The following is a 26260-nucleotide window of genomic DNA, read 5'->3' on the forward strand; positions in this document are numbered from 1 at the left end:
AACAAATGTCACGCGGGCTGTTGGTTTTCCCCACTTTCGCCGCGCGAAAAAGCACGGACCGCGAAACGTCGTCGCGCAATCGAAAGTCTTCTGAAAAGGAAGGAAAAGAAGAACCGCGCGGCGAGCGCCGCGCGGGTGATGCGGGTTGATGCGTGTCGATGCTTTTTTATGCGCTCTTGAAGCCGAGCCGCTCGCAGATCGTCTTCGTCGCGGCCGCGCCGTTCAGCGTGTAGAAGTGCAGACCGGGCGCGCCATCGTCGACGAGACGGCGGCACAACCCCGTCACCACGTCGAGGCCGAACGCGCGGATCGACTCGCGGTCGTCGCCGTAGCTTTCGAGCCGGCGCGCGATCCACTTCGGCACTTCCGCGCCGCACATGTCGGAGAAGCGCATCAGTTGCGAGAAGTTGGTGATCGGCATGATGCCCGGCGTGATCGGCACATCGACGCCGAGCTTCCTCGCTTCGTCGACGAACTCGAAGTACGCGTCCGCATTGAAGAAGTACTGCGTGATCGCGGCGTTCGCGCCCGCCTTCACCTTGCGCGCGAAGTTCTCCATGTCGACACGCGGCGAACGCGCTTGCGGATGAAACTCCGGATACGCGGCCACTTCGATGTGGAACCAGTCGCCGTGCTCCTGGCGAATGAACGCCACCAGCTCCGACGCATAACGCAACTCGCCGACTTCGCCCATGCCCGAAGGCAGGTCGCCGCGCAACGCGACGATATGGCGAATGCCGTGCTCGCGATACGCGCCGAGAATCGACCGCAGGCTTTCCTTCGACGAACCGATGCACGACAGATGCGGCGCCGCCTCGAAGCCTTCCGCCGCCATTTCGAGGACGGTGTCGAGCGTGCCCTGCTGCGTGGAACCGCCCGCGCCGAAGGTCACGGAGACGAACTTCGGCGAGAGCTTCGCCAGTTGCGCGCGCGAGGCCCGCAACTTGTCCACGCCTTCCTGCGTTTTCGGCGGGAAAAACTCGAATGAGAGTTCGATGGGTTTCATGATGATGTGTGCGCGTGAAGCGCGGCGGCTAGCCGAAGTTGCGCTGCCCGAAGATGAGCGCCGACAGAAGCCACGACACGATGCTGTAGAGAATCGAGCCGAAGAACGCGGACCAGAAACCCGACACTTCGAAACCCTTCAGCAGCGAGGAGCACAGCCAGAAGCACAGCGCATTCACCACGAGGATGAAGAGGCCGAGCGTGAGGATGGTCACCGGCAGCGTGAGGATGATGAGCACGGGCCGGATGATCGCGTTGATCAGGCCGAGCACGATCGCGATGATGAGCGCCGTGCCGAAGCTGCGTATGTGAATGGACGGCACCAGATACGTGATGATCAGCAGCGCGAGCGCGTTGATCAGCCATGTCAGCAGCACGGTCATCGAGGTTTCTCCGGTTGGTCGTCGTTCGGGCAACGCGCCGCACGGATGCGCGTGCATCCGTGCCGGCATTGCCGCCGCTTGCTCGCGTGCGTCGCGGGCGATTAATAGCGGTAGTGGTTCGGCTTGAACGGGCCGTTTTTATCGACGCCGATATAGCCGGCCTGCTCGTTCGACAACACGGTCAGTTCCGCACCGATGCGGCCGAGGTGCAGGCGCGCGACCTTCTCGTCGAGATGCTTCGGCAGCACGTACACCTTGTTCTCGTACTGGTCGCCGCGCGTGAACAGTTCGATCTGCGCGAGCGTCTGGTTCGTGAACGAGTTCGACATCACGAACGACGGATGGCCGGTCGCGCAGCCGAGATTCACGAGACGCCCTTCAGCCAGCAGAATGATGCGCTTGCCGTCCGGGAAGATGATGTGATCGACTTGCGGCTTGATGTTGTCCCACGTGTACTGGCGCGTGGACGCAACGTCGATTTCCGAATCGAAGTGACCGATGTTGCAGACGATCGCGTTGTTGCGCATCGCCTTCATGTGGTCGTGGTTGATGACGTGGTAGTTGCCCGTCGCCGTCACGAAGATGTCGGCCTTGTCGGCGGCGTATTCCATCGTCACGACGCGATAGCCTTCCATCGCGGCTTGCAGCGCGCAGATCGGATCGATTTCCGTGACCCACACCGTCGCGCCGAGACCGCGCAGCGATTGCGCGCAGCCCTTGCCCACGTCGCCGTAACCGGCCACGACCGCGATCTTGCCCGCGATCATCACGTCGGTTGCGCGCTTGATGCCGTCCACGAGCGACTCGCGGCAGCCGTACAGGTTGTCGAACTTCGACTTCGTGACCGAATCGTTCACGTTGATGGCCGGGAACGGCAGACGGCCTTCCTTTTCCATCTGATACAGGCGATGCACGCCCGTCGTCGTTTCTTCCGTCACGCCCTGGATGTGCGCGAGGCGCGTGGAGTACCACGTCGGATCGGCGTCCAAGTGGCGCGCGATCGATGAATACAGCGCGACTTCTTCCTCGTTCGTCGGCTTGCCGATGACCGAGCGATCCTTCTCCGCCTTCGAGCCGAGAATGAGCAGCAGCGTGGCGTCGCCGCCGTCATCGAGAATCATGTTGGCGAATTCGCCGTTCGGCCATTCGAAAATGCGATGCGAGAATTCCCAGTACTCGTCGAGCGATTCGCCCTTGAACGCGAACACGGGCGTGCCGCCATCGGCGATCGCGGCGGCTGCGTGATCCTGCGTCGAGAAGATGTTGCACGACGCCCAGCGCACGTCCGCGCCCAGCGCCGTCAGCGTTTCGATCAGCACGCCGGTCTGAATGGTCATGTGCAGCGAACCGGCAATGCGCGCGCCCTTCAGCGGCTGCTTCGCCTTGTACTCTTCGCGCGTCTGGATGAGACCCGGCATTTCCGTCTCGGCGATGTCGAGCTCTTTACGGCCCCACGCGGCGAGCGACATGTCGGCGACGACGTAATCCTTGGAGTTTTGGGAATCGAGAACTGCGGCGTTCATCACGCCCTCCTTTTCTAAAAAGACTAGAAATGTTGACGTGAGCGCCGTTCGAATGCGGTGGCTTGCGGGCGTTTTTCACCGTTGAGGGTGAAGCGCCTTCGAACCGTCCGGATTGAATGCCTCCGAGCCTGGCGGATGCTGCTTTTCAGCGGATGATCCGTCGCAACGCTCCTCGGGGGCGAGGGTCGATTGTAGCAAAGTCTTATGGAATGGTTTGGCTTTCGGCGTGCGCCGATTCCATCTTTCGGCGACGTGCGGATCGTTTTTTCCGACGACGCGCCGATCAGAACGGCAACGCCGAAAGCAGCGGCGCGAGCAGCACCATCACGACGCCCGCGATCATCATCGTGAGGCTGGAAACCACGCCTTCTTCGCTCCCCAATTCGCGCGCTTTCGCCGTGCCGACGCCATGCGCCGCCGCGCCGAACAGCGCGCCGCGCGCGAGCCGCGTGCGCAGCGGCACGAGCGCGAGCACGAGTTCGCCGAAGAGCATGCCGCAGACGCCCGTCGCGATCACGAAGAGCGCGGTGAGGTCTTTGGGCGCGTGTATCTTGTCGGAGACGGCGAGCGCGAACGGCGTGGAAACGGAGCGCGTCGCGAGACTGCGTTGCAGTTCCGGCGACAGATGCAGCAGCTTCGCGAGCGCCAGCGATCCGCCGACGCCCACCAGAATGCCGACCGTCACGCCGACAGTCAGCGAGATCCAGTGACGCTTCAAGAGCGCGCGATATTCGTAGATCGGCACCGCGAACGCGACGGTCGCGGGCCCGAGCAGCCACATGAGCCAGCGCGTATCGGCGAAATAGACCGAATACGGGATGCGGGCGGTCACGACGACGAGCGCCAGCACCGCCGGAACCGCGACGAGCGGCGTGAGCCACGGGCTTTTGAAGCGCGCGTAAAGCCGCTTCGACGCGAAATACAGCGCGACGGTCAGCACGAAGCACGCAGCCGCGATCAGGCGGCCGGCGTCGTCATCGAAGAGGGATGCGTAGAAGTGGCTCATGGTCGTGCGCTCGGGCGGATTCGGGCGTGATTCAAACGCGGGACGCGTGACGCGCGACGAGCGCGCGGCGCAGCGCGAGACGCCGTTCGAGGCGCGCGGCGCGATCGACGGCGAACGCCACCGCGATCATCACCATCAGCGTGCCGCCGACGACCACCAGCGCGAGCCGCCAGCCGTCCTCCATGAACAGCCCGCCGTATTGCACCACCGCGACCGCCGCGGGAATGAAGAACAGCAGCATGTCGGCGAGCAGCCAGTCCGCGCCGGCCTTGACCCAGCGCGGCGCAATGCCGCCGCACATTAGCAGCAGAAGCAGCGCGATCAATCCGACGACGCCGCCCGGCACCGGCAGCGCGAGCTTGCGCGCGACGAAGTCCGCTGCGAACCAGATGCCGGCGATGCCCGCCGACTGCACCGCGACGCGCGCGAAACGCGCCGCCGCCGCGCGGGCGTCGGTGGAAGGCGTGGGATTGGGGAGAACGGCGGCCATGGGGAATTCCAGTTGTTGTTTCGACTAGGGTTAACCTGTACGTCGAGTATATGGGCGGTGCCCTCATAAAAAAAATGACTTAAGCTCATCCATATCATTCCGATCTGGAATCCGGAGCCCGACATGGAACTGCGCGCGTTGCGATATTTCGTTGAAGTGGTGAAGCAGAAGAGCTTCACGACGGCTGCCGAGCACATGTTCGTCACGCAGCCGACGATCAGCAAAATGGTGAAAGCGCTGGAAGATGAAGTCGGCTCGCCGCTGCTGCTGCGCGAAGGCCGCCAGATGGTCCTGACGGATGCCGGGCAGATCGTGTATCAGCGCGGCATCGACGTGCTCGCGGCGCACGCGCGGCTCGAAGCCGAGCTGAACGATCTCGGCACGTTCGGTCGCGGGACGCTCACCATCGGCATTCCGCCGATGGGCGGCTCGCTTTTCACGCCCGCCATCGCGGCGTTCCGGCGGCGCTATCCGAAGGTGGAGTTGAAGCTGTTCGAGCGCGGATCGAAGGCGATCGAGGCGGCGCTCGTCGACGGTGAACTGGAACTCGGCGGCGTCCTGCAACCCGTCGATACCGACATGTTCGACGTGCTGCCCGTCAGCCGACAGCTTCTATGGCTCGTCGCGGCGAAGGGATCGCGCTGGGAGGACGTCGGCGAAGTGCCGCTCGCCGATCTCGCGGCCGAGCCGTTCGTGTTCTACGGCGAGAGTCTCGCGCTCAACGACATCGTGCTCCAGGCATGCCGCGAGGCGGGCTTTTCGCCGACGATCGTCGGGCGCAGCGGGCATTGGGATTTCATGGCGGCACTGGTGCAGGCGGGCATCGGCATCGCGCTGTTGCCTGCTCCGTATTGCCGGCGCCTCGACACCGATGCGTTCACGTGCCGGCCGGTCGTCGCGCCGGAGATTCACTGGGACATGGCGCTCGGCTGGCGGCGCAACGGCTATCTGTCGCATGCGGCGCGCGCGTGGATCGAGGTCGCGCGCGAAACGCTGCCCGCGAATCTGGATCAGGATTTCATGGCCGACGGCTTCGCCCGCGCGCGACGCTGAAACGCCGTCCGCAAAAGAAAACGCGCCGGAGCCGCTTTCTGCAGTTCCGGCGCGTGATTCAAAGAAAGCGCGGCTTCAGTTCGCTTCCGTAAACTCGATGCGGCGATTCGCCAGGCGCCCGGCCGCCGTCGAGTTGTCCGCGATGGGATTCGCCGAGCCGAAGCCTTCCACCGTCAGCGAATCCGCCGGAATGCCGTGCTTGACCAGATATGCGCGCACGGCTTCCGCCCGCTTCTTCGACAGTTCCTTGTTCAGCGCCGCGCTGCCGGTGTTGTCGGAATAACCGGCGATGTGCAGCTTGATCGGCGCGGCGTGTCCGTTGCAGGCCTTCAGCGCCTTCACCGATTTGGCGAGCGACGCCATGGCGGCAGCGGGCGGCGTATTCGAGCCGATGCGGAAATTGACCGGCTTCAGGTTCAGCATGCGCGCGACGACCGGCGCGGAGCACGCGTCGCCCGTTGCCGGAGCCGAGGCGGCGGAAGCAGACGATGCAGCGGAAGCAGCCGAAGCCGCGCCGATATTCCAGCCCGCGCCGAGCAACGGCTTAAGCTTGTCCAGCCAGCCGAGCTTCGCGTCGGCGGCCTTGCCGTCCAGTTCGATCTTGTCGCCCGTGATCTGCACGCGTGCGCCCGGCAGCGTCACGACGGGCAACAGCGTGTCGATCTTGCCGATCCATGCGGACGGCTTCACGTCCGGATCGACCGTCACGTTCGCGTGAAATTTGCCCGCGCCGCCGAGCTTGGCGGACAACGCGTCGATCAGACGCTGCCGCTCTTCTTCGCTGCCGACCGTCGCGTTGAGCGTCGGCACGCCGGAAGCGTCGACGGCAAACGATGCGCTCGCGTCCTTCGTCGGCTGCATCGACGGAACCGACGCCTGATTTGGCGCGGATGCCGGCTTGTCGGCGGTCACCGCGGTCACCGCGCCCGCCGAAGCAGCGGAAGAATCCGAAGCCGCCGAAGCCGCCGAAGCCGCCGAAGCAGCGTCCGCTTGCGCATCGGATGCATGTTCTTTCGGCTTGTCTTCGGTCGAGCAGCCGCGCGCGACCAGCGCGGCGAACAGTGCGAGCGCCGCAGCGTTGGCGACCCACAGCCACTTGCGCTTGCCCGACTTGTCCTTCTCTTCGCCGTCCGGTTCGGGCGCGGCGGGATCGCTATGAATGGGGAACGCCGCCGCTTCCTGCGTGGCCGGATGTTCCAGATGCGACGACACCGCCTTCAGCCGCGTCGCGACGCCCGCGAGGAACGCGCCGACCGAGCCGAGGCCGAGCGCCTGCGCGAACGCGTCCGTCATGTTGGCGCGCACGACGGGCAGTTGATGGCCGAGCAGCGTCGGCAACTGGCCGACCTGCGCGTTGTGCTGCGTGAAGTAGCGCTTCAGCAGCCCGAGGATGGTCGCGCCGACCACGCCCGTCAGCGTGCGCGTGGCGCTCGCCGCGACGCCCGTGTACTCGGCGATGCGTTCGCTCAGCAAGTCGAGACTGTCGTGCGATGCGACCGCGCCGTCCACCGATGCGCCCGTGGCCAGCAACGTCTGCATGCCTTCGTCGCGGACGACGAAATGCGGCAGTTCGTCGGCGATATGCGTGTTCACGGTTGGCGCCATGATCGACGCAAAAAGACTGCGCGCGCCGTCGAGCGACGACGCCTTGTTCATCATCGAGCCGATGAGCGCCGGGCCGCACAACGAAACGACGCGCTTCGCGGATTCCGGCGTGCAGCCGATGCGCGTGGCGAGATGCTGCAGCACGCTTTCGTTCAAGGCGCCCTGCACCAACTGGTTGAGGTTCATGCTCATTGTGAATGCTTCCTGAAAAGCCGTAGTGGCACGGGCTCTCGGCCCGATAAAAGTCGAGCCGATTATAGGTTCGGGTTCCTGCACATCAGCGCGGACGACTAAACAATCGGATTTCTCTCAGCGATCGGCGCTTTCAGACTGCGCCTCAGAAAAGTTGGCGGCCTTGTGACAACCGCGCCGCGACGCCCGGCCCGATTGAAGAGAGCGATGCCTCTACCCCTCAGCCGAAAGCGCGGCCTATGATGGTTGAATTCGAGATAGCGGCCGCGCGTGGCTGGCATCGCGCGGAACGGAAATCGGCGGCTCGCGGCGTGGACCGCTTTCAGGGAGACCAACGCATGAATTCGCCTTGGGCCGATGCACACGATCATCCTTTCGGCGCGACACACGAAGTCACGAATCAGCCGCCGCCGCTGTGCGATTACGACGCCTTCGCCGCCGATCGCGCGCTCGCCGCCGCCGTGGATCGCGAAGGCGCGGGCTGGCACGCGGATGCGCTGACTCGCGACGCCCGCGCGCTCACGCAGCCCGACGTGCTCGCGCTCGCGGAACTCGCCAATCGGCACACGCCGGAACTGGCGACGCACGATGCGCGCGGCGAGCGCATCGACGCAATCGAGTTTCATCCGGCGTGGCACGAACTGCTGCGGCGGCTGCGTCACGAAGGCTTGCAGGCGCTTCCGTTCGAGCCGGACGCGCGTCCCGGTTCCATGGCCGCGCGGTGCGCGAGCTACTTCCTGCACGGCCAGCTCGAATCCGGTTCGCTGTGTCCGATCACGATGACTTTCGCGAGCATCCCCGTCTTGCGCAACGAGCCGTCGTTGTATGCGCGGCTCGCCGGGCCGCTGCTCTCGCGCGAGCACGATCCGCGCGACATCCCGCTCGAAGCCGGCAAGCGCTCGATGATGATCGGCATGGGCATGACCGAAAAGCAGGGCGGCTCGGACGTGCGCAGCAATCGCACACGGGCGTTTGCGATCGGCGCAAACGGCGCAAACGGTGCGGGCGGGCGCGGCGGCGAATACCGGCTCGTCGGCCACAAGTGGTTCTTTTCGGCGCCGCAATGCGACGCGCATCTCGTGCTCGCGCGCACCGCCGACGAAGGCGGCCTGTCGTGCTTCTATGTGCCGCGCTTCGCGCCGGACGGCCGCAAGAACGCGGTGCGCGTGCAGCGGCTGAAGGACAAGGTCGGCAATCGATCGAACGCGAGCAGCGAAGTCGAATTTTTCGATGCCTACGGCGTGATGATCGGCGACGAAGGACGCGGCGTGCCGACGATCATCGAAATGGCGAACTTCACGCGGCTCGATTGCGTGATCGGCAGCGCGGCGCTGATGCGCGCGGCGCTCGTGCAGGCGATTCACCACGCGCGGCATCGGAGCGCGTTCGGCGCGCGGCTCGCCGATCAGCCGCTCATGCGCAACGTGCTCGCCGATCTGGCGCTGGAATCGGAAGCGGCGACGCTGCTGTTCATGCGGCTCGCGGGCGCGTTCGAGCAGAGCGCGTCAGCCGGCAGCGCGCCGCTGATGCGCGCGTGGCGGCGCATCGTGACGCCGGCCGCGAAGTTCTGGGTGTGCAAGCGCGCGGTCGAGTTCACCGGCGAGGCGATGGAAGTCTGGGGCGGCAACGGCTACGTCGAAACCGGTCCGATGGCGCGGTTCTATCGCGAAGCGCCGGTCAATTCGATCTGGGAAGGCTCGGGCAACGTGATGTGCCTCGACGTGCTGCGCGCGTTCGAGCGCGAGCAGGACGCGGCGCACGCGCTTTTCGACGACTGGCGCGACGCGGCGGCGGAACATCCGGCGCTTTCGGCGGCGTTGCAGGGACTCGTCGCGATGCTGACGGGCGACGCCGCATCGCGCGAGGCGTCGGCGCGGGGCATCGCGCAAAGGCTGGCGTCATGCGCGCAAGGCGTGTTGATGGCGCGGCATGCACCGGCGGACGTGGCGCAGGCGTTCATCGAAACGCGGCTGGGCGACGCGCGCGGCGAAACGGGGCGCGTGTTCGGGACGTTGCCGGCGCGGTTCGATCATCGGGCGATCGTGGAGCGGGCGTTCGGCGTGTAGAAAGCGGGACGCGAGCCTGCGCGCTTACCGCCCCGCCCTTCCCGCCTCGCGGATCGGCTCTTCGTTCTCCAGCCGGTAAACCCACGACAGCAATTCCGCCACCGCCTGATAAAGCGCCGGCGGGATATGCGAATCGAGATCGACCTGCATCAGCAGCGACACCATGTCAGGCGAATCGTGCACGTACACGCCCGCTTCCTTCGCGCGCTGCACGATCATTTCCGCGATCAGCCCGTAACCCTTCGCGACGACGCGCGGCGTCGCCTCGCGGTTGCCCGCGTCGTAGGTGAGCGCCGTCGCCTGCTTGCGGCCATAGGGCGTGCTCATGCCGATCCTCCGTCGCCACCCGGCGATGCGCGGAACAAATGCGCGAGCGGCGATCGCACCGGCTTCGCGCCCGCGTCGCTCGCGACGGCCGCGTTGCCCGCGTTGCCGTCGCCGTTCAGTTCGATGTCCGCGCCGTCGATCGAGCGCACCGACATCGACGCGAGCGCGATGCCCGCCGCATCCAGTTGACGCGCGAACGCCGCGCCTTCGGCCGCGAGACGGCCCGCGCCCTTGTCGCTTGCCTTGATGCGCACCGCGAGCTTTTCGCCCGTCAGCACGAGTTCCGCGTCCACGGTGCCGAGCGCCGGCAGCGAAAGCGTCACGCGCGTGCGCCAGGCGCGGTCGTCGGCGGGAGCGTCGGACGTGCGCGCATCGCGCGGCTCGCGGGCGATTTCCCATTCGAAGCGCGTGCCCGGCCACGCCTCGCCTTGCCAGCGGAACTGGCCGTTCGCGAGCACGTCGAGTTGCTGACGGACGACATCGAGCGTCGCCGGATGAATGCCCGCCGCAACGGACGCCTGCACCGCCGATTCATGCGTCCCCGGCTGCGCGGACGCCGTGGGCGCGGCGCTCGCCGTCTGGGAATTGGATAGCACCGAAGCCGGCGCATCGCGCACCGAAGCGGCGAGCGCGGCCGCCTGCTGCGGCGTCTGCGGCATCGCGACGGGGCGCGCGGGCATCGGGGCATCGGCGAGATCGGGCGTCGCCGCGGGATGCGCGGACCACGCGTCGGCGGCGAAATCGAGCGGCATCGCGCGGGTATCGACGCGCGCCTGCGGCTCGTTCGCGAGCGACGCCGCGCTGCGCTGACCCGCGAGCCATTGCGCGAGATGCGATTCGTAGAACAGCCCGCTTTCGCCGACGGTCTTCGCCAGCCCTTCGGCCAGCGCGCTCGCGGGCAGCGGCGGCAGGTTCAGGCTCGCGGCGCGCGCGGCCGCGACGGCGGCGGCATTGGAGGAGAAAGCGGTATCGAAGAGACCGGTGGTGAGCGCGGCGAACGCGCTCGCGGGACGCGGCGGCGTGGGCCACAAAGGCGTATCGCCGATGATGGCGGGCGCCGCGCTGCCTAAGCGCGAGATCACGTCGAGCGTGCGCGCGACGCTGGAAAGCTCGGTTTGCGCCGATGCCGCCGACGCATCCGCCGCACTCGACGCCGTGACGGGCGTATCGACGGAATGGAACGCGCCCGCTTGCGTCGTCGTCCGGCCGGCGGCGGCGCCGGTCGCGCCGTTGACGCCGTCGGCTGCGCGGATCGCGGACAGAACGAGGTCGGTGCGGCTCGCGAGCAAGGCTGCGAGCGTGGAATCGAGTCCTGTCATGCCGAAATCCTCATGGGCGTCCGCCGCGTGAAACGGCGGGCGCAAGGCGGCTGCTAACGCAGTCCGACCATCTTTTTCAGAACGCGCGCCGTGCTGTTGACGGTGAAGAGCGCCGACAGGCGCGCGAGACTCGGCGAGCTCAGATCGCGAATGGCGGCGTCGTCGGCGAGAATCTTCTTCACCAGGTCCAGCTTGCGCGCCCGGGCGCTTTCGTCGAGGTCCGATCCGGCGTCCGTTTCCTTCAACTGATCGACCAACTCGCGATACGCGCTCTGCATCGCCTTCAGTTCGCTCCAATCGCCTTCGCGCGCCGCGACCAGCATCTGGGCGGAAAGTGCGGCGATGGCTTCGTAGTGAGCGAAGTATTCTTGTGTGGTTTTCATTCTTTCCCGGCAGTCGCCCGCCGCTTTCCGTTCAGACGGCGGCCGCGGTCATCTGCGCCACTTCCGGTCCGATTCCAACCCACGCTTCCTCGAGCGTCGCCAGCAAGTCGTCGACTTCCACGAGCATCTTCTCGTCCTGCTTCAGGTTCGCTTCCAGAAGCCGGCGCGTCATGTACGCGTACAGCGCGTCCAGCCGCTGCGCGATTTCGCCGCCCGCTTCCTTGTTCAGCGCCTGTTGCAGACCGCTCTCCACGATGCTGATCGCCTTGCTGATCGCCGCTCCGCGTGCGCCGATGTTGTTCTGCTGCTGATGCATCCGCGCCTGCGCGATGGCCTGCCGCGCGCCCTGATAGAGCATCACGATGAGCCGGTGCGGGCTGGCTCCCATCACGCCCGTCTGAACGCCGACGCGCGCATATGCGTTGGCTCCCGCCTGTCCCTGCGAATACATCGATGGCTCTCCCAAATTGCGATGCCGGCGCGGCGCTTCGGGCCGCCCGTCCGGACGCCTGCGGCGTCTGCCCGGTAAAAGTCGGTGCTGGCGAAGACACGCTGGCGCCGCCCGCTGTCGCGAGCGAACCATCGTTCGCCGTGCTGTTATCGGGGTTATCGGAGAAACGCGGCAAAGCTTTAGGGCGCAAGGCTCGGGGCCATACCGGCTGGACGCGCGCGGGACGGCGTTTCGGCGCGTCAGACCGAGATCTGCATGATGTCGTTGTAGGCCGAGACGAGCTTGTTGCGCACCTGCAGGCCGAATTGCAGCCCGACGTTCGCCTTCTGCATGTCCACCATCACGTCGTTGAGCGAGACGTTCGGCGCGCCGATCTCGAATGCGTGCGCTTCCTTGAGCGCGCTCGTCTGGTTGTCGCTGATCTTGTCGATCGACGATTTCAGCGCGTCCGCGAAACTGCCCGCGCTCACCGCGCCGGAGCCGCCGCTTTGCCCGGTGGCGGCGCCGGTGACCGCGCCGGACGCCGTCGCGCCGCCGGCCGCCTGCGCGGACATCGACTGGATCGCGCTCATGGCGGCGGAAAGCGGATTGATCGGAAAGTTCATGTTGACTCCGTGTGACTGAAACGCTGTTGCAAAGGCCGGAAAGTAGTCCGGACGGCGCACGAAAGCCTCGCCGGGACATGAAAAAGATTAGCAGCGGGTGCGTTTCCAAACCGCCCGAAGAACGGGGGAAACCCGGCTCTATTCGTCGAATCGACTTGCAATGTTGTGCGGATAATCCCCATCGTGAAAAGACTTCCTCAGCCGCTGACGAAAGCGTAGCGGCAGGAAGACGCAACAGATTCGGAGTATCGACGCCAAATGGAAACGCCCAACAATTCTTTGATCACGCCCGACGCCAGAATGGGTCTGGCGGGCGCGCAGCCAGGCGCGGCCGGCAGCCCCGCCGCGGGCGCGGGCCTTTCCGGCGCGGATTTCGGCGGCTTTGCGCAGCGCGTGCCGATGCTGTCGCAGTTCCGCTCGAACCCGCGCGTGCCGCTGATCATCGCGGTCGCCATCCTCGCGATGGTCGTCGCCGGTCTCTTGCTGTGGTCGCGCCAGCCGGACTATCGCGTGCTCTTCAGCAATCTGTCGGATCGCGACGGCGGCGCAATCGTTGCCGCGCTCCAGCAGGGCAACATTCCGTACAAGCTCTCCGACGGCGGCGGCGCCATTCTCGTGCCGGCCGAACAGGTTCACGAAACGCGTCTGCGTCTCGCGAGCCAGGGTTTGCCGAAGAACGGCTCGGTCGGCTTCGAACTGATGGACAACCAGAAGTTCGGCATCAGCCAGTTCGCGGAACAGGTCAACTATCAGCGCGCGCTCGAAGGCGAGCTGGAACGCACCATCGGTTCGATTTCGTCGGTGAAGTCGGCGCGCGTGCATCTCGCCATTCCGAAGCCGAGCGTCTTCGTGCGCGACAAGGAACTGCCGACCGCTTCCGTGATGATCAATCTGTATCCCGGCCGCGTGCTCGACGAAGGCCAGGTGCTCGCGATCGCGCACATGGTGGCGTCGGGCGTGGCGGACATGCCGGTGAAGAACGTGAACATCGTCGATCAGGACGGCAACCTGCTCACGAGCCAGAGCGCGGCGAACGGCCTCGACGCATCGCAACTGAAGTACGTGCAGCAGATCGAGCACAACACGCAAAAGCGCATCGACGCGATCCTCGCGCCGCTCTTCGGCGCCGGCAATGCGCGCTCGCAGGTCAGCGCGGACATCGACTTCTCGAAGCTCGAACAGACCGCCGAAAGCTACGGCCCGAACGCGAATCCGCAGAGCACGGCGATCCGCAGCCAGCAATCGAGCGAATCGAGCGAAACGTCGGGCAGCGGCGCGACGGGCGTGCCGGGCGCGCTCTCGAACCAGCCGCCGCAGCCGGCATCCGCGCCGGTCGACGCCGCCGCATCGGGCGCGGCGGGTGCATCGGCGAAGTCCACGCCGCAGAACCTGCGCAAGGACACGACGACGAACTACGAAGTGGATCGCACCGTGCGCCATTTCGAGCAGGCGACGGGCGGCATCAAGCGTCTCTCCGTGGCGGTGGTCGTCAATTACGAAAAGCAGGTCGATGCGAAGGGCAAGGTCACGATGACGCCGCTCGCCGCCGACAAGCTCGCGCAAGTGCAGCAACTCGTGAAGGACGCGATGGGCTACGACGAGAAGCGCGGCGATTCGGTGAACGTGGTGAACAGCTCGTTCTCGTCGAACCTGGACGTGACGCCCGACGTGCCGTGGTGGCGCACGCCGGACATGATCGCGCGGGGCATCGCGCTGGCGAAGTACGTGGGCATCGGCATCGTCGCGCTGTTCCTGTACTTCAGCATGGTGAAGCCGGCGATGCGCCGCGCCTTCCCGCCGCCGCCGGAACTCGCGCCCACGCTGGCCGGCGGCCCGGACGATCTCTCGCTGCTCGACGGCCCGACTTTGGGCGGCGAGAAGAAGGAAGACGAAGAAAAGGATGCCGAGGTGAGTCTCCTCGGTCATGAAAGCAACAAGGCGAAATTCGATCGCAATCTGGACTACGCGCGCATGGTCGCGCGGCAGGATCCGAGAATCGTTGCGACGGTCGTAAAGAACTGGGTGTCCGATGAACGCTGAAGGCCTGAATAAAGCCGCGCTCCTCCTGATGTCGATCGGTGAGGAAGAAGCCGCCGACGTTTTCAAGTATCTCGCGCCGCGCGAGGTCCAGAAGATCGGTGCGACGATGGCGGCGCTGAAGAACGTGACGCGCGAGCAGCTCGACAACGTGCTGACCGAATTCGTGTCGGAAGCGGAAAAGCACACGGCGCTGTCGCTCGATTCGAGCGAGTACATCCGCTCGGTGCTGACGAAGGCGCTCGGCGAAACCAAGGCCGGCGCGCTGATCGACCGCATTCTGCAAGGCAGCGACACGAGCGGCATCGAAGGTCTGAAGTGGATGGACTCGGGCGCGGTCGCGGAACTCATCAAGAACGAGCATCCGCAGATCATCGCGACGATTCTCGTGCACCTGGACCGCGATCAGGCGTCGGAAATCGTGTCGCTGCTGAACGACCGGCTGCGCAACGACGTGCTCCTGCGCATCGCGACGCTCGACGGCATTCAGCCCGCCGCGCTGCGCGAACTCGACGACGTGCTGACCACGCTCCTCTCCGGCAGCGACAACCTGAAGCGCGCGCCGATGGGCGGCATCCGCACAGCGGCGGAGATTCTCAACTTCATGTCGAGCAATCACGAGGAAGGCGTGCTGTCGAACGTGCGCGAGTACGACGCGGAACTGGCGCAGAAGATCATCGACCAGATGTTCGTGTTCGAGAACCTGATGGACCTCGAAGACCGCGCGATCCAGTTGCTGCTGAAGGAAGTGGAATCCGAAACGCTGATCGTGTCGCTCAAGGGCGCGCAGCCGGGATTGCGCCAGAAGTTCCTGTCGAACATGTCGCAGCGCGCGGCCGAACTGCTCGCCGAAGACCTCGATTCGCGCGGTCCGGTGCGTGTGTCGGAAGTGGAACAGCAACAGCGCAAGATCCTGCAGATCGTGCGCAATCTCGCCGAAAACGGCCAGATTCAGCTAGGCGGCAAGGCGGAGGACGCATATGTCTAACGCCGCGGCCGCGAAGGCGAACATGTCCGCGTATCAGCGCTGGGAGATGGCGTCGTTCGATCCCGTCACCGTCGACCACAGCGCGGCGGATCAGGCCGCGCTCGAAGCGCATCTGCGCCGCGTCGAGGAAGACGCGCACGCGCAGGGCCTCGCGAAGGGGCACGTCGCCGGTCAGGCGCTCGGCTTCAAGGCGGGCTTCGAGCAAGGTCAGGCGAAGGGATTCGAGGAAGGCCGCAAGGAAGCGCTGGCGCAAGCCGAGCAACTCGCGCAGATCGCCGATACGTTCAGGACCGCGCTGCAAGCCGCCGATGCCGCCATCGCGGAGACGCTCGCCGCGCTCGCCATCGATATCGCGCAGCAGGTCGTGCGTCAGCATCTGACGCTCGATCCGACCGCGCTCGTCGCGGTGGCGCGCGAAGTGATCGCCGCCGAGCCGGAGCTTTCGGGCACGCCGACGCTCGTCGTCAGCCCGGCGGATCTGCCGGTCGTCGATTCGTATCTGAAGGAAGAACTGGAAGCCGCCGGCTGGACCGTGCGGCCCGATCCGGCCATCGAACGCGGCGGCTGCAAGGCGCACGCCGCGACCGGCGAAATCGACGCGACCAACGCATCGCGCTGGGAACGCGTGGCCGCCGCGCTCGGGAGGAACAAGCCGTGGTGAACAACCGCATCACACAGGACGGGCTGAGCGCGCTGGAACAGGAAATCGCGCGCGCGTCGTTCGGGCCGCTCGCGGGCGATGAAAGCCTCGGCGCCCTCGACGACGCCGACGCGGACACGATCGCCGCGCGCACGATCGCCGAACTGGCGACGCTCGCGGGCAATCCGCACATCGACACGTGGCGCGAGAAGCTCGACGCGCTGAAGTCGCGCAACGCCATCGCGAAGCCGCTGCGTCCGTGCGGGCGTCTGACGCGCGCGGCCGGTCTCGTGCTGGAAGCGGTCGGCCTGAAGATGGGCGTCGGCTCCGAATGCATGATCGAGTTGCCGCCCGGCAGCGCGATTCCGACCGCCGAAGCCGAAGTCGTCGGCTTCGCGGGCGACAAGCTCTTTCTGATGCCGACGACCGAAGTGGCGGGTCTCTTGCCCGGCGCGCGCGTGTATCCGCTGGAAAGCGCGCCGATCAACGATCCGATGGCGGGCGCGAAGCGCTTACCCGTCGGCTGGGAAATGCTCGGCCGCGTGGTCGATGCGTCCGGCCGTCCGCTCGACGGGCTCGGCCCGCTCGGCGCGAAAGTCGATGCGCCGCTGTCCGCGCCGGTCATCAATCCGCTGAATCGCGAGCCGATTCACAAGGTGCTCGACGTCGGCGTGCGCGCGATCAACTCGCTGCTCACGGTCGGACGCGGCCAGCGCATGGGCCTGTTCGCGGGCTCGGGCGTCGGCAAGTCGGTGCTGCTCGGCACGATGGCGCGCTACACGAGCGCGGAAGTGATCGTGATCGGGCTGATCGGCGAACGTGGCCGCGAAGTGAAGGAATTCATCGAGCAGATTCTGGGCGAAGACGGTCTCGCGCGCTCGGTCGTGGTGGCCGCGCCGGCGGATGTATCGCCCGTGCTGCGGATGCAGGCCGCCGCGTACACGACCTCGCTCGCCGAATATTTCCGCGATCAGGGCAAGCACGTGCTGATGCTGATGGATTCGCTCACCCGCTACGCGATGGCGCAGCGTGAAATTGCGCTCGCGATCGGCGAACCGCCCGCGACGAAGGGTTATCCGCCTTCGGTGTTCGCGAAGCTGCCGGCGCTCGTCGAGCGGACGGGCAACGGACCGGAAGGCGGCGGCTCGATCACCGCGTTCTATACGGTGCTCACCGAAGGCGACGACCAGCAGGACCCGATCGCCGATTCCGCGCGCGCGATTCTGGACGGCCATATCGTGCTGAACCGGTCGCTGGCGGAGGCGGGGCATTATCCGGCGATCGATATCGAACAGTCGATCAGCCGCGTGATGACGTCGATCATCGACGACAAGCATCTGGAGCGCGTGCGTCTGTTCAAGCAGATGCTGTCGCGCTATCAGCGAAACAAGGATTTGATCAACGTGGGCGCGTATTCGAGCGGCCGCGACCAGTTGCTGGACCGTGCAATTGCGATGTATCCGCGCATGGAGCAGTTTTTACAGCAAGGCTTTCGCGAGCAGGCAAATTTTGAACCGAGCCTTGATTTGTTGCACCAGCTTTTCGACTAGTATTCGAGCCATTCATCAGAAGAACGCGTAGTTTTACGACCACAGAGACCGCACGTCCATGTCCAAGAATCTGCCGATCAACACGCTCATCGAGCTGGCGCAGGAAGAGCTCGAATCCGTCACCAAAAAGCTGGGGAAGCTGCAGCAGGAAAAAACCGAGATCGAGTCGCAGCTTGCTTCGCTCGTGACGTACCGCGACGAGTATCACGCGAAGTTCACGGCGTCGGCGCAGGAAGGCACGACGGCGCAGACGCTGCGCAATTTCCAGGCATTCGTCGACACGCTCGACGCCGCGATCGCGCAGCAACGCGCGGCGCTCGTGATGGCGGATCACCGCATCGAGGCGATGAAGCCCGAATGGCGTCTGAAGAAGCAGAAGGTCGGCAGTTACGAAGTGCTCGCGGCGCGCGGCGAAGCGTTGCTCGCGAAGCAGGCGGCGCGTGTGGAACAGCGCGAAGCGGATGAGCATGCGGCGAAGATTCTGCGCATGCGTTCCGCGAGAGCATGAGATTTTTAGCGGCGTGGGTCCGCGTGTAATTCATTTATCGGATTTCAGAGGCTGAATATGTCCTCCGTTTCATTCACGGGCGCGCTTTCGGGTGCGTCGTCTTCTCAGGCTTCGGGCGCATCGGCGGCGAAGCGCGCGGCGAGCGCGGGCGTGTCGTTCGGGCAGACGCTGCAGGGCATCACGGATCGCGCGCATGCCGAGGCGCAAGCGGCGCAGGCGCTCGCTTCCGACGATACGTCGAGCGTGCATGACGCGCCGAAGCCCGATGACAGCGCATCGGGCAAGGACGACGACGTGCACGCCAAGCCGTCGTCATCGAGCGATGCGAGCGCGAAGGCGGACGCATCGGCGCATGCGGACAAGAGCGAGAGCGCGGATGAATCGAAGGCGTCCGACGCCGCGAAGCCGTCCACGGCCGCCGATGCCGCCGCGAAAGCCGCCGCCGACGCGAAGGCGCGTGCCGATGCAGCGAACACCGCGAACGCCAAGAACGCCAACAATGCCGACGCCGCTTCCGACGACGCGACGCTTGCCGATCTCGCCGATGCGGCGACGGCGAGCGGCGTGACGACGGCATCGACGGATGGCGAGACGTCCGCGACCGGCGACACGAAGAAAACCGACGACGCGAAGTCCGCGCAGGACGCGCTGCAAGCCGCGCTCGCGGCGATGAACAACGCGCCGGCTGCGGCTGCGGCGGCGCCTGCCCCGGCGGTTCATGCGAACGCCGGCACGGGCGAGGCGGCTAACGCCGGCAATGCGGCCAATGCGCAGACGCAGGGCGCGAAGGGCGCGCGCGCAGGCGTGATTTTGACGAACGTATCGGCGGGCGATGCCAAGGGCGCTGCGACGACGCCGCAGGCGGATGCGACCGCGATGACGAACGCGCAGGCCGCGTTGACGCCGGTTGCGGCGGACGGTGCGAGCGCGGCGTACAAGCAGGCTGCGGATGCGGCGGCGCACGCGGTGTCGCTGCAGGCGGCATCGGCGAATTCGGGCGTATCGAGTCCGCAGGGCGCGATGACGGCGGCGACGAGCGCGGCGATTGCGCCGCACGTGGGCGCATCGGGCTGGGACGATGCGTTCAGCCAGAAGGTCGTTTTCCTGTCGAATGCGAATCAGCAGAGTGCTGAACTGACGCTCAATCCGAAGGATCTGGGGCCGCTGCAGGTGACGTTGCAGGTGGCGGACAACCATGCACACGCGTTGTTCGTGTCGCAGCATGTGCAGGTTCGCGAGGCTGTCGAGGCGGCGATGCCTCGGCTGCGTGAGGCGATGGAAGCGAATGGCATCAGCCTCGGGAGTGCTTCTGTTTCCGATGGATCGGCGTTTGGGCGGCAGTCTCAGCAGGAGCGCAACGGCGACGACGCGCGTTCATCGCGGGGTGGTTTTGGTGGCGCTTCAGTTGGGAGTGTTGCCGGTGGGAGTGCTTCATTGCCGACGCGGCGCACGGTCGGGCTTGTCGATACTTTTGCCTAAGGCTTTTTTTCTTCGTTTCTTCGTTTTCACGCGTCGGTCTATTAGCACGCCCCTCCCCGGGGCGGGGGTCACTTTCTTTGCTGCTGCAAAGAAAGTAACCAAAGAAAGCAGCTTTTCGCCCGCACGTCGTTTTCTGACGGTGCACTCCGTAGAAAAACGTTGGCACTCAGCTTGACACAGCCTTGAATCACCTTCCGCGCCCGCTGAGCGCCACCCCATGCGAGCCCCCGGGCTCGACAAAACCATTGGTTTGCAACGCGCCACTCGAAGGGCAAATTTCATCCAGAACCTACTCATCGCGCCATCAATCAGGAAGACTTGGTTCGTAGCGTTATTCGTGACGCGTGGTTTGCGGTTGCTGGGCGGAGTCTTTGAGTTTTGCGTGGGCGCTAGTACGCGATGGTGTTGTCGAGCCCGGGGGCTCGCATGGGGTGGCGCTCAGCGGGCGTGGAAGGTGATTCAAGGTTGTTTCAAGCTGAGTGCCAACGTGGTGCTACGGAGTGCTCACGGCTTAGGTGCTTTGGGCCCGAAAAGCTGCTTTCTTTGGTTACTTTCTTTGCAGCAGCAAAGAAAGTGACCCCCGCCCCGGGGAGGGGCGTGCTAATAGACCGACGCGTGAAAACGAAGAAACAAAAGAAAGAAAGAAAGAAAGAAAGAAAAAGAACCTTAAAGCCCAAGGCCGCTCCGGCCGATATCAAGTTCAACCTCAACCGCGAGCGGAAAAAACCCGCCCGGCGGTAGCCGGAAAGAAAAAGGAACCCCGTCCAAATGTCCAACAACATTTTCAACATCGGCCTGTCGGGCTTGAATGCCGCCCAATGGGGCCTGACGACGACCGGCCAGAACATCAGCAACGCGGCCACGCCGGGCTATACGCTCGAAAAGGTCGAGTATCAGGAATCGTCGGGACAATACACCGGCTCGGGCTACCTCGGCACCGGCGTGCAAACCGCCACCGTCTCGCGCCAGTACAGCCAGTACCTCACGACGCAAGTCAACAACACGCAATCGTCCAGCAGCGCAGCCAACACGTATTACACGCTCATCTCGCAACTGAACAACCTCGTCGGCGACCCGACGCAAGGCATCGCCGCAGGCATCAGCAGCTATTTCTCCGGCCTGCAATCGGTGGCGAATTCGGCCAATACCTCCGCGTCGCGCCAGTCGCTCGTCAGCAGCGCGCAAACGCTCGCCGATCAACTGACGTCCGCCGGCCAGACGTACGATCAACTGCGCCAAAGCGTCAACACGCAACTGACCAGCGCCGTATCGTCGATCAACGGCTACGCGCAGCAGATTTCCGATCTCAACAAGCAGATCAGCATCGCGAGCGCGTCGGGGCAGCAGCCCAACCAGCTGCTCGATCAGCGCGATCAGGCCGTCACCAGCCTCAGCTCGATGATCGGCGTGCAAGTCGTGCAGCAGGACGGCAACTACAACGTGTTCATCGGCAACGGGCAGCCGCTCGTCGTCGGCAATACGCAATACGGGCTGCAAACCGTGGCGTCGCCGACGGACCCGAGCGAGCTGACCGTCGCGTTCAAGAGCCGCGACGGCTCCGCGACGACTCCCGCGCAAACGCAATATGTCGATAACTCCGCGCTCACCGGCGGCGTCGTCGGCGGATTGGTCTCCTTCCGCAGCCAGACGCTCGATCCCGCGCAGGCCCAGCTCGGCGCGATCGCGACCAGCTTCGCCGCGCAACTGAACGGCCAGAACGCGCTCGGCCTCGATCTCAACGGCAACGCGGGCGGCGCACTCTTCTCGACGGGCGAGCCCACCGTCTACGCCGACGCGCGCAACAAAGGCAGCGGCAACCTGTCCGTCTCGTTCGCCGATGCGACGCAGCCGAGCACGAGCGACTACACCGTCACCTACGACGGCACCGACTATCAGGTGACGGACGGCGCATCGGGCAAAGCGGTCGGCAGCTTTTCGGCAGCCGCCGGCAACGGCACGGTCGCGGGCCTGAACATCACCGTGTCGGGGTCGATGCAACCGGGCGATTCGTTCACCATCCAGCCGACGCGCAGCGCGCTCGACAACTTCGCGCTCGCGACGACAAGCGCCAGCGCGATCGCGGCGGCGTCGCCGGCGGTGGCGTCGGCGTCGACGGGAAATACCGGCACGGCGTCGATCTCGTCGGCGACGGTCACGGCGGGCTACACCATGCCGTCGGGATCGGGCATCACGCTCACGTACGACAAGGCGGCGTCCGGCTTCACGTCGAATGTGGATGTCACCGTGGGCGGCACCACGTACGCCGCGAACTCGACGATTCCCTACGATGCATCGAAGGGCATGACGGTCACGTCGAACGGCGTGAGCGCGACGATCAGCGGCACGCCCGCCGACACCGACACGTTCAGCATCGCGCCGAACAAGGGCGGCACGAGCGACGGCAGCAACGCGCTCACGATGGCGAATCTCGTCTCGACGAAGTCGCTCGACGGCGGCAGCGAGACGCTCACGAGCTCGTATGCGGCTTACGTGAACACCATCGGCAATCAGACGAACCAGCTCAAGGCGACGAGTTCGTCGCAGACCGCGCTGCTCAATCAGGCGACGACGGCGCAGCAATCCGTGCAGGGCGTGAACCTGAACGAGGAAGCGGCGAATCTGATCCAGTACCAGCAGCTTTACCAGGCGAACAGCAAGGTCATTCAAACGGCGTCGAGCCTGTTCCAGACGTTGCTTGGCATCTTCAATTAAGGCGAACCGCGATGCGTATTTCCAGTTCCCAGTACTTCAACCTGAACGTCGCTTCGATGAGCGACCAGCAGAGCACGCTCGCGTCGATGTATCAGCAGATCTCGGCGGGCAAGCGGATTCTGACCGCATCCGACGATCCGCTCGGCGCCGCGCAGGCCGTGCAGCTCACGTTGAAGAGCGGCGCGCTTTCGCAATACGGCACGAACCAGACGACGGCGCTTTCGTCGTTGCAGCAGGAAGACTCGACGCTCGGCGACGTGAGCAACGTGATGCAGAGCATTCAGTCGAAGCTCGTGCAGGCGGGCGACGGATCGCTCAATGATGCGAACCGCTCCGCCATTGCCGATGCGATCAAGGGTTATCGCGATCAGCTGATGAGCCTGGCCAATACCACGGACAGCAACGGCAACTACATCTTCTCGGGCCTGAAGGGCGGCACGCAGCCGTTCTCGGATGATCCGTCGGGCGTGGGCACGACGTATTCGGGCGATTTCGGTCAGCGCACGGTGCAGATCAGCGAAGGGCGATCGATTGCCGTGGGCGACTCGGGCGCATCGATTTTCAGGAGCGTATCGCCGACTGAGAGCGATCCGGTATCGAGCGCGGACAAGAGCAACACGGGCACGGGCACGATCAGCGCCGTGAGCATGGAAGACACGAGCAATCCGAACAACGCGAGCACGTACTCGATCAAGTTCGCCGTCGATGCCACGTCCGGCGCGACGACTTACACGGTGACGGCGACGCCTGCGGATTCATCGTTGCCGACGACGCCGACCGCGTACACGGGCAAGACGGATATCACGCTGGGCGGCCAGAAGGTGACGATCGACGGCGCGCCCGCGAACAATGACACGTTCACGGTGCTGCCGGCGACGAAGGACAACAACGATATTTTCGCGACGCTGGACAATCTCGTGAATGCGCTGAAGCAGCCGACGAGTACGCCGGGCGCGCAGACGGCGTTGCAGAATGCGCTGACGACGGCGGGCACGAAGATCAGCAATACGTTCAACAACGTGCTGTCGACGCAGACGGTGGTCGGCGGACGTGAACAGGAAGTGCAGTCGACGCAGACTGCGATGCAGACGACGCAGACGCAGACATCGTCGGATCTTGCGAATTTGACAAGTATCGATCTGGTATCGGCTATTAGCTCTTATGAGTTGACGCAGTCGTCGCTGCAGGCTGCGCAGATGGCTTTTACTCAGATTCAAAAGATGTCGTTGTTCGATTACTTGGGCAGTTGATTTTTGCTGGCGCTTTGTTGGGCCGGTGAACTTGTTTTCGCGTCGGTCTATTAGTGCGCCCCTCCCCGGGGCGGGGGTCACTTTCTTTGCTGCTGCAAAGAAAGTAACCAAAGAAAGCAGCTTTTCAGGCCCGAAGCACTGACTCTCTGGCCACTCCGTAGAAACACGTTGGCACTCAGCTTGACGCAACCTTGAATCACCTTCCGCGCCCGCTGAGCGCCACCCCATGCGAGCCCCCTGGCTCGACAAAACCATTGGGTTGCAACGCGCCACTCGACGGACAAATTTCACCGAACCTACTCATCGCCGCGATCAATGCGTGCGAACTATGGCTCATAGCGTCGTTTGCGGTTGCTGGGTGGAGTCTTTGAGTTTGCGTGGGCGCTAGTACGCGATGGTGTTGTCGAGCCCGGGGGCTCGCATGGGGTGGCGCTCAGCGGGCGCGGAGGGTGATTCAGGGTTGGTTCAAGCTGAGTGCCAATCTGCTTCTACGGAGTGGCCAGAGATTTGGTGCTTTGGGCCCAAAAAGCTGCTTTCTTTGGTTACTTTCTTTGCAGCAGCAAAGAAAGTGACCCCCGCCCCGGGGAGGGGCGTGCTAATAGACCGACGCGAATAATCGAAGAAACAAAAAACGAAGAAAGAAGAAACTAAAAAAACCCCTGTGCAATACGCCCCACCTGTTCAATCCCTGAATCGAAGATTCGAAGAAAGAACGGCAGGAGGTTGGGCACCATGAGCTGCAGAAGCAGCAACCCGACGAGCATCGTCACAGGAAACCCGACCTGAAAGATCCCGATCTGCGGCGCAGCGCGATTAAGAATCCCCAAAGCGAGATTGGCGATCAAGAGCGCCGCGACCACCGGAAGTGCGAGCAACAAGCCCGTTGCAAAGATACTCGCGCCGTAGCCGACCAAAACCCGCCAGCCCTGCGCATGAGCCGCAGACGCCACGACATTCGCCCCGACGGGCACGTTCTGAAACGTGGTGATGAGCGCACTGATCAACTGCAGATGCCCATCGAAAACGAGAAAGGCGAGCATCGCGAGCGTATTGAGGTATCGCGATATCACCACCGCATTGCCGCCTTCGCGCGGATCGTAAAGCATCGCGAATCCCAGGCCCATTTGCTGGCCGATGAACTCGCCCGCCGCATCGATAGCCGCGAATGCAATCTGCATCGTCATGCCGATGGCCGCGCCGATCAAGAACTGATTGACGATGATCCACACGCCCGCCGCGGAAAACACCGTCGCCTGCGGCATCGCCGGCAGCGTCGGCGCGACGATCAGCGTGACGAACGCAGCAAGCGCAATCTTCACGCGCATCGGAATGGCCATGTGGCTCAGCACCGGCGCGGTGGCCACGAGCGCGAGAATCCGCACGAACGGCCACAGGAACGCGGTCAGCCAGCCATTTAGCTGCGCATAAGTGACGGAAAACATCGCGGCGATCTCAGCCCGTGATCGCGGGCGTGATGGTGAACACGTGACGCATGTAATCGAGCAGCGTCGAAAGCATCCACGGACCGGCGATCACCAGCGTCACCGCGACGGCAATCAGCTTCGGAATGAACGACAGCGTCGATTCGTTGATCTGCGTGGCCGCCTGAAAGAGGCTCACCACCAGACCGACGACGAGCGCCACCAGCAACAACGGCGCAGCCAGCAACAAGGCGACATACATCGCCTGATGCGCCATCGTCATGACGGATTCGGGTGTCATCTGCGTGTCCTTACGAAACGAAGCTCTGCGCGAGCGAGCCGATCAGCAACTGCCAGCCATCGACGAGCACGAACAGCATCAGCTTGAACGGCAGCGCGATCGTGGACGGCGAAACCATCATCATGCCCATCGACATGAGCACGCTCGCCACCACCATGTCGATGATGAGAAACGGAATGAAGATCGTGAAGCCGATCTGAAAGCCCGTCTTCAGTTCGCTCGTGACGAACGACGGCACCAGCAGCGAAAGCGGCACGTCCTCGGGGCCGTTCATCGGCGGAGCCTTGGAAATGCGGGCGAAAAGCGCGAGATCCGATTCGCGCGTCTGCTTCAGCATGAACTGCTTGAAGGGCGCGACGCCGCGCGTCATCGCCTGATCCATCGCAATGGTGCCTTCGGAAAAGGGCTTGTATGCGTCGTTGTATGCGCGGTCGAGCACCGGCGACATCACGAAGAACGAGAGAAAAAGCGCGAGGCCGACGAGCACCTGATTCGGCGGCGTGCTCGACGTGCCGAGCGCCTGACGCAACAGCGACAGCACGATGATGATGCGCGTGAAGCTCGTCATCATCAGGACCATCGCGGGGAGGAACGAGAGCATCGTCAGCAGCAGCATCGTCTGCACGCTGAGCGAATACGTCGTGCCGCCGTTGGGGCCGGGACTCGTGTTGAAGGCGGGCAGACCCGCCGTGCTTTGCGCGAACGCCGCGTACGGCATCAACGCGATGACAACGGGCAGCGCGACCTTCGCTCCAACCTTCACTGCGCGCACGATGTTACGACTGACCTGCATGACTTGCTCCTGCCTACGAACCGTAGTCTTGATCGACAGGCTGCATTGTTGACCACGCAACCCGCAAACGATGGCGCGAAAAGAAGGGCAATTCGGGGCTAACTCGTTCTATTGCCGCATGCGTTCGAGTCCTTTTTTCAGGGCACAAAAGCAAAAGCGCGCGATCCTCGCGG

Annotated in this window: 24 protein-coding genes and 1 riboswitch; of the genes, 10 read left to right on the forward strand and 14 right to left on the reverse strand. The window is 64.5% G+C overall.

All coding sequences use genetic code 11. From position 1 onward, the window contains the following. Nucleotides 1-166 precede the first annotated feature (166 nt). The 5 genes from metF to NCR39_RS13285 all read right to left on the reverse strand — a co-directional run bounded on the left by metF (nt 167) and on the right by NCR39_RS13285 (nt 4407). On the reverse strand, nt 167-1006 hold the full coding sequence (gene metF / locus NCR39_RS13265) for a methylenetetrahydrofolate reductase [NAD(P)H] (RefSeq protein WP_250452581.1): 840 nt from the start codon (nt 1004-1006) through the stop codon (nt 167-169). Nucleotides 1007-1034: 28 nt separating this feature from the next. Further along, nucleotides 1035-1388 (reverse strand): phage holin family protein, encoded by a 354-nt coding sequence (locus tag NCR39_RS13270; protein ID WP_250452582.1) that lies wholly within the window; start codon nt 1386-1388, stop codon nt 1035-1037. 101 nt (nt 1389-1489) lie between these two features. Then, entirely contained in the window at nt 1490-2911 is a 1422-nt protein-coding gene (gene ahcY, locus NCR39_RS13275; RefSeq protein WP_250452583.1) for an adenosylhomocysteinase, read from the reverse strand. A gap of 32 nt (nt 2912-2943) precedes the next feature. Beyond that, nucleotides 2944-3091, reverse strand: a riboswitch (S-adenosyl-L-homocysteine riboswitch). A 103-nt stretch (nt 3092-3194) separates the two neighbouring features. Beyond that, entirely contained in the window at nt 3195-3917 is a 723-nt protein-coding gene (locus NCR39_RS13280; RefSeq protein ID WP_250452584.1) for an LrgB family protein, read from the reverse strand. A 31-nt stretch (nt 3918-3948) separates the two neighbouring features. Then, entirely contained in the window at nt 3949-4407 is a 459-nt protein-coding gene (locus NCR39_RS13285) for a CidA/LrgA family protein (protein ID WP_250452585.1), read from the reverse strand. A gap of 123 nt (nt 4408-4530) precedes the next feature. On the opposite strand from NCR39_RS13285, the gene NCR39_RS13290 reads away from it, so the two are divergent. Then, nucleotides 4531-5460 carry a LysR family transcriptional regulator gene (locus tag NCR39_RS13290; RefSeq protein WP_250452586.1) on the forward strand — a complete coding sequence of 310 codons (930 nt, stop codon included), beginning with the start codon at nt 4531-4533 and terminating at the stop codon, nt 5458-5460. Nucleotides 5461-5535: 75 nt separating this feature from the next. Here NCR39_RS13290 and NCR39_RS13295 read toward each other — a convergent pair whose 3' ends face one another. Beyond that, nucleotides 5536-7257 (reverse strand): OmpA family protein, encoded by a 1722-nt coding sequence (locus NCR39_RS13295; RefSeq protein ID WP_250452587.1) that lies wholly within the window; start codon nt 7255-7257, stop codon nt 5536-5538. A 338-nt stretch (nt 7258-7595) separates the two neighbouring features. Between NCR39_RS13295 and NCR39_RS13300 the strand changes: the two genes are divergently transcribed. Beyond that, on the forward strand, nt 7596-9323 hold the full coding sequence (locus NCR39_RS13300; protein WP_250452588.1) for an isovaleryl-CoA dehydrogenase: 1728 nt from the start codon (nt 7596-7598) through the stop codon (nt 9321-9323). 24 nt (nt 9324-9347) lie between these two features. On the opposite strand, the gene NCR39_RS13305 is transcribed toward NCR39_RS13300, so the two are convergent. The 5 genes from NCR39_RS13305 to fliE form a co-directional block, all read right to left on the reverse strand. Next, complete coding sequence (locus NCR39_RS13305; protein WP_250452589.1) at nt 9348-9650, reverse strand: EscU/YscU/HrcU family type III secretion system export apparatus switch protein; 303 nt, start codon at nt 9648-9650, stop codon at nt 9348-9350. Continuing rightward, nucleotides 9647-10969 (reverse strand): flagellar hook-length control protein FliK, encoded by a 1323-nt coding sequence (gene fliK / locus NCR39_RS13310; protein ID WP_250452590.1) that lies wholly within the window; start codon nt 10967-10969, stop codon nt 9647-9649. The genes NCR39_RS13305 and fliK overlap by 4 nt, the downstream gene beginning before the upstream one ends. 53 nt (nt 10970-11022) lie before the next feature. Further along, on the reverse strand, nt 11023-11352 hold the full coding sequence (locus tag NCR39_RS13315; protein ID WP_250452591.1) for a flagellar protein FliT: 330 nt from the start codon (nt 11350-11352) through the stop codon (nt 11023-11025). Between the two features lie 31 nt (nt 11353-11383). Beyond that, complete coding sequence (gene fliS, locus NCR39_RS13320; RefSeq protein WP_250452592.1) at nt 11384-11803, reverse strand: flagellar export chaperone FliS; 420 nt, start codon at nt 11801-11803, stop codon at nt 11384-11386. 239 nt (nt 11804-12042) lie between these two features. Continuing rightward, on the reverse strand, nt 12043-12408 hold the full coding sequence (gene fliE / locus NCR39_RS13325) for a flagellar hook-basal body complex protein FliE (RefSeq protein WP_250452593.1): 366 nt from the start codon (nt 12406-12408) through the stop codon (nt 12043-12045). Nucleotides 12409-12666: 258 nt separating this feature from the next. Here fliE and fliF point away from each other — a divergent pair, with 258 nt between their 5' ends. The 8 genes from fliF to flgL all read left to right on the forward strand — a co-directional run bounded on the left by fliF (nt 12667) and on the right by flgL (nt 23572). Beyond that, complete coding sequence (fliF, locus tag NCR39_RS13330) at nt 12667-14448, forward strand: flagellar basal-body MS-ring/collar protein FliF (protein WP_250452594.1); 1782 nt, start codon at nt 12667-12669, stop codon at nt 14446-14448. Then, nucleotides 14438-15433 (forward strand): flagellar motor switch protein FliG, encoded by a 996-nt coding sequence (gene fliG / locus NCR39_RS13335; RefSeq protein WP_250452595.1) that lies wholly within the window; start codon nt 14438-14440, stop codon nt 15431-15433. The genes fliF and fliG overlap by 11 nt, the downstream gene beginning before the upstream one ends. Beyond that, nucleotides 15426-16094: a flagellar assembly protein FliH gene (gene fliH / locus NCR39_RS13340; RefSeq protein ID WP_250452596.1), complete on the forward strand. Its 669-nt coding sequence runs from the start codon at nt 15426-15428 to the stop codon at nt 16092-16094. Before fliG ends, fliH begins: the two co-directional genes overlap by 8 nt. Then, nucleotides 16088-17623 carry a flagellar protein export ATPase FliI gene (fliI, locus tag NCR39_RS13345; protein WP_250452597.1) on the forward strand — a complete coding sequence of 512 codons (1536 nt, stop codon included), beginning with the start codon at nt 16088-16090 and terminating at the stop codon, nt 17621-17623. Before fliH ends, fliI begins: the two co-directional genes overlap by 7 nt. 58 nt (nt 17624-17681) lie before the next feature. Beyond that, nucleotides 17682-18131 (forward strand): flagellar export protein FliJ, encoded by a 450-nt coding sequence (fliJ, locus tag NCR39_RS13350; protein ID WP_250452598.1) that lies wholly within the window; start codon nt 17682-17684, stop codon nt 18129-18131. Between the two features lie 57 nt (nt 18132-18188). After that, the gene (locus tag NCR39_RS13355) at nt 18189-19610 is read left to right on the forward strand and encodes a flagellar hook-length control protein FliK (RefSeq protein ID WP_250452599.1); all 1422 of its coding nucleotides are present in this window, start codon (nt 18189-18191) and stop codon (nt 19608-19610) included. 768 nt (nt 19611-20378) lie between these two features. Next, the gene (gene flgK, locus NCR39_RS13360) at nt 20379-22322 is read left to right on the forward strand and encodes a flagellar hook-associated protein FlgK (protein ID WP_250452600.1); all 1944 of its coding nucleotides are present in this window, start codon (nt 20379-20381) and stop codon (nt 22320-22322) included. A gap of 11 nt (nt 22323-22333) precedes the next feature. Then, a complete protein-coding gene (gene flgL / locus NCR39_RS13365) occupies nt 22334-23572 on the forward strand; it encodes a flagellar hook-associated protein FlgL (protein WP_250452601.1) in 1239 nt (412 codons plus the stop codon). Nucleotides 23573-24219: 647 nt separating this feature from the next. On the opposite strand, the gene fliR is transcribed toward flgL, so the two are convergent. Genes fliR through fliP form a run of 3 tightly spaced genes read right to left on the reverse strand, consistent with a single transcriptional unit; the run spans nt 24220 to nt 26087 of the window. Continuing rightward, the gene (gene fliR, locus NCR39_RS13370; protein ID WP_250452602.1) at nt 24220-25014 is read right to left on the reverse strand and encodes a flagellar biosynthetic protein FliR; all 795 of its coding nucleotides are present in this window, start codon (nt 25012-25014) and stop codon (nt 24220-24222) included. Nucleotides 25015-25024: 10 nt separating this feature from the next. After that, complete coding sequence (gene fliQ, locus NCR39_RS13375) at nt 25025-25294, reverse strand: flagellar biosynthesis protein FliQ (RefSeq protein ID WP_008352562.1); 270 nt, start codon at nt 25292-25294, stop codon at nt 25025-25027. 10 nt (nt 25295-25304) lie between these two features. Further along, nucleotides 25305-26087 carry a flagellar type III secretion system pore protein FliP gene (gene fliP / locus NCR39_RS13380; RefSeq protein ID WP_040052873.1) on the reverse strand — a complete coding sequence of 261 codons (783 nt, stop codon included), beginning with the start codon at nt 26085-26087 and terminating at the stop codon, nt 25305-25307. Nucleotides 26088-26260 lie beyond the last annotated feature (173 nt).

The sequence above is a fragment of the Caballeronia sp. ATUFL_M2_KS44 genome, from assembly GCF_023630965.1.
Taxonomy (GTDB): Bacteria; Pseudomonadota; Gammaproteobacteria; order Burkholderiales; family Burkholderiaceae; genus Caballeronia; species Caballeronia concitans.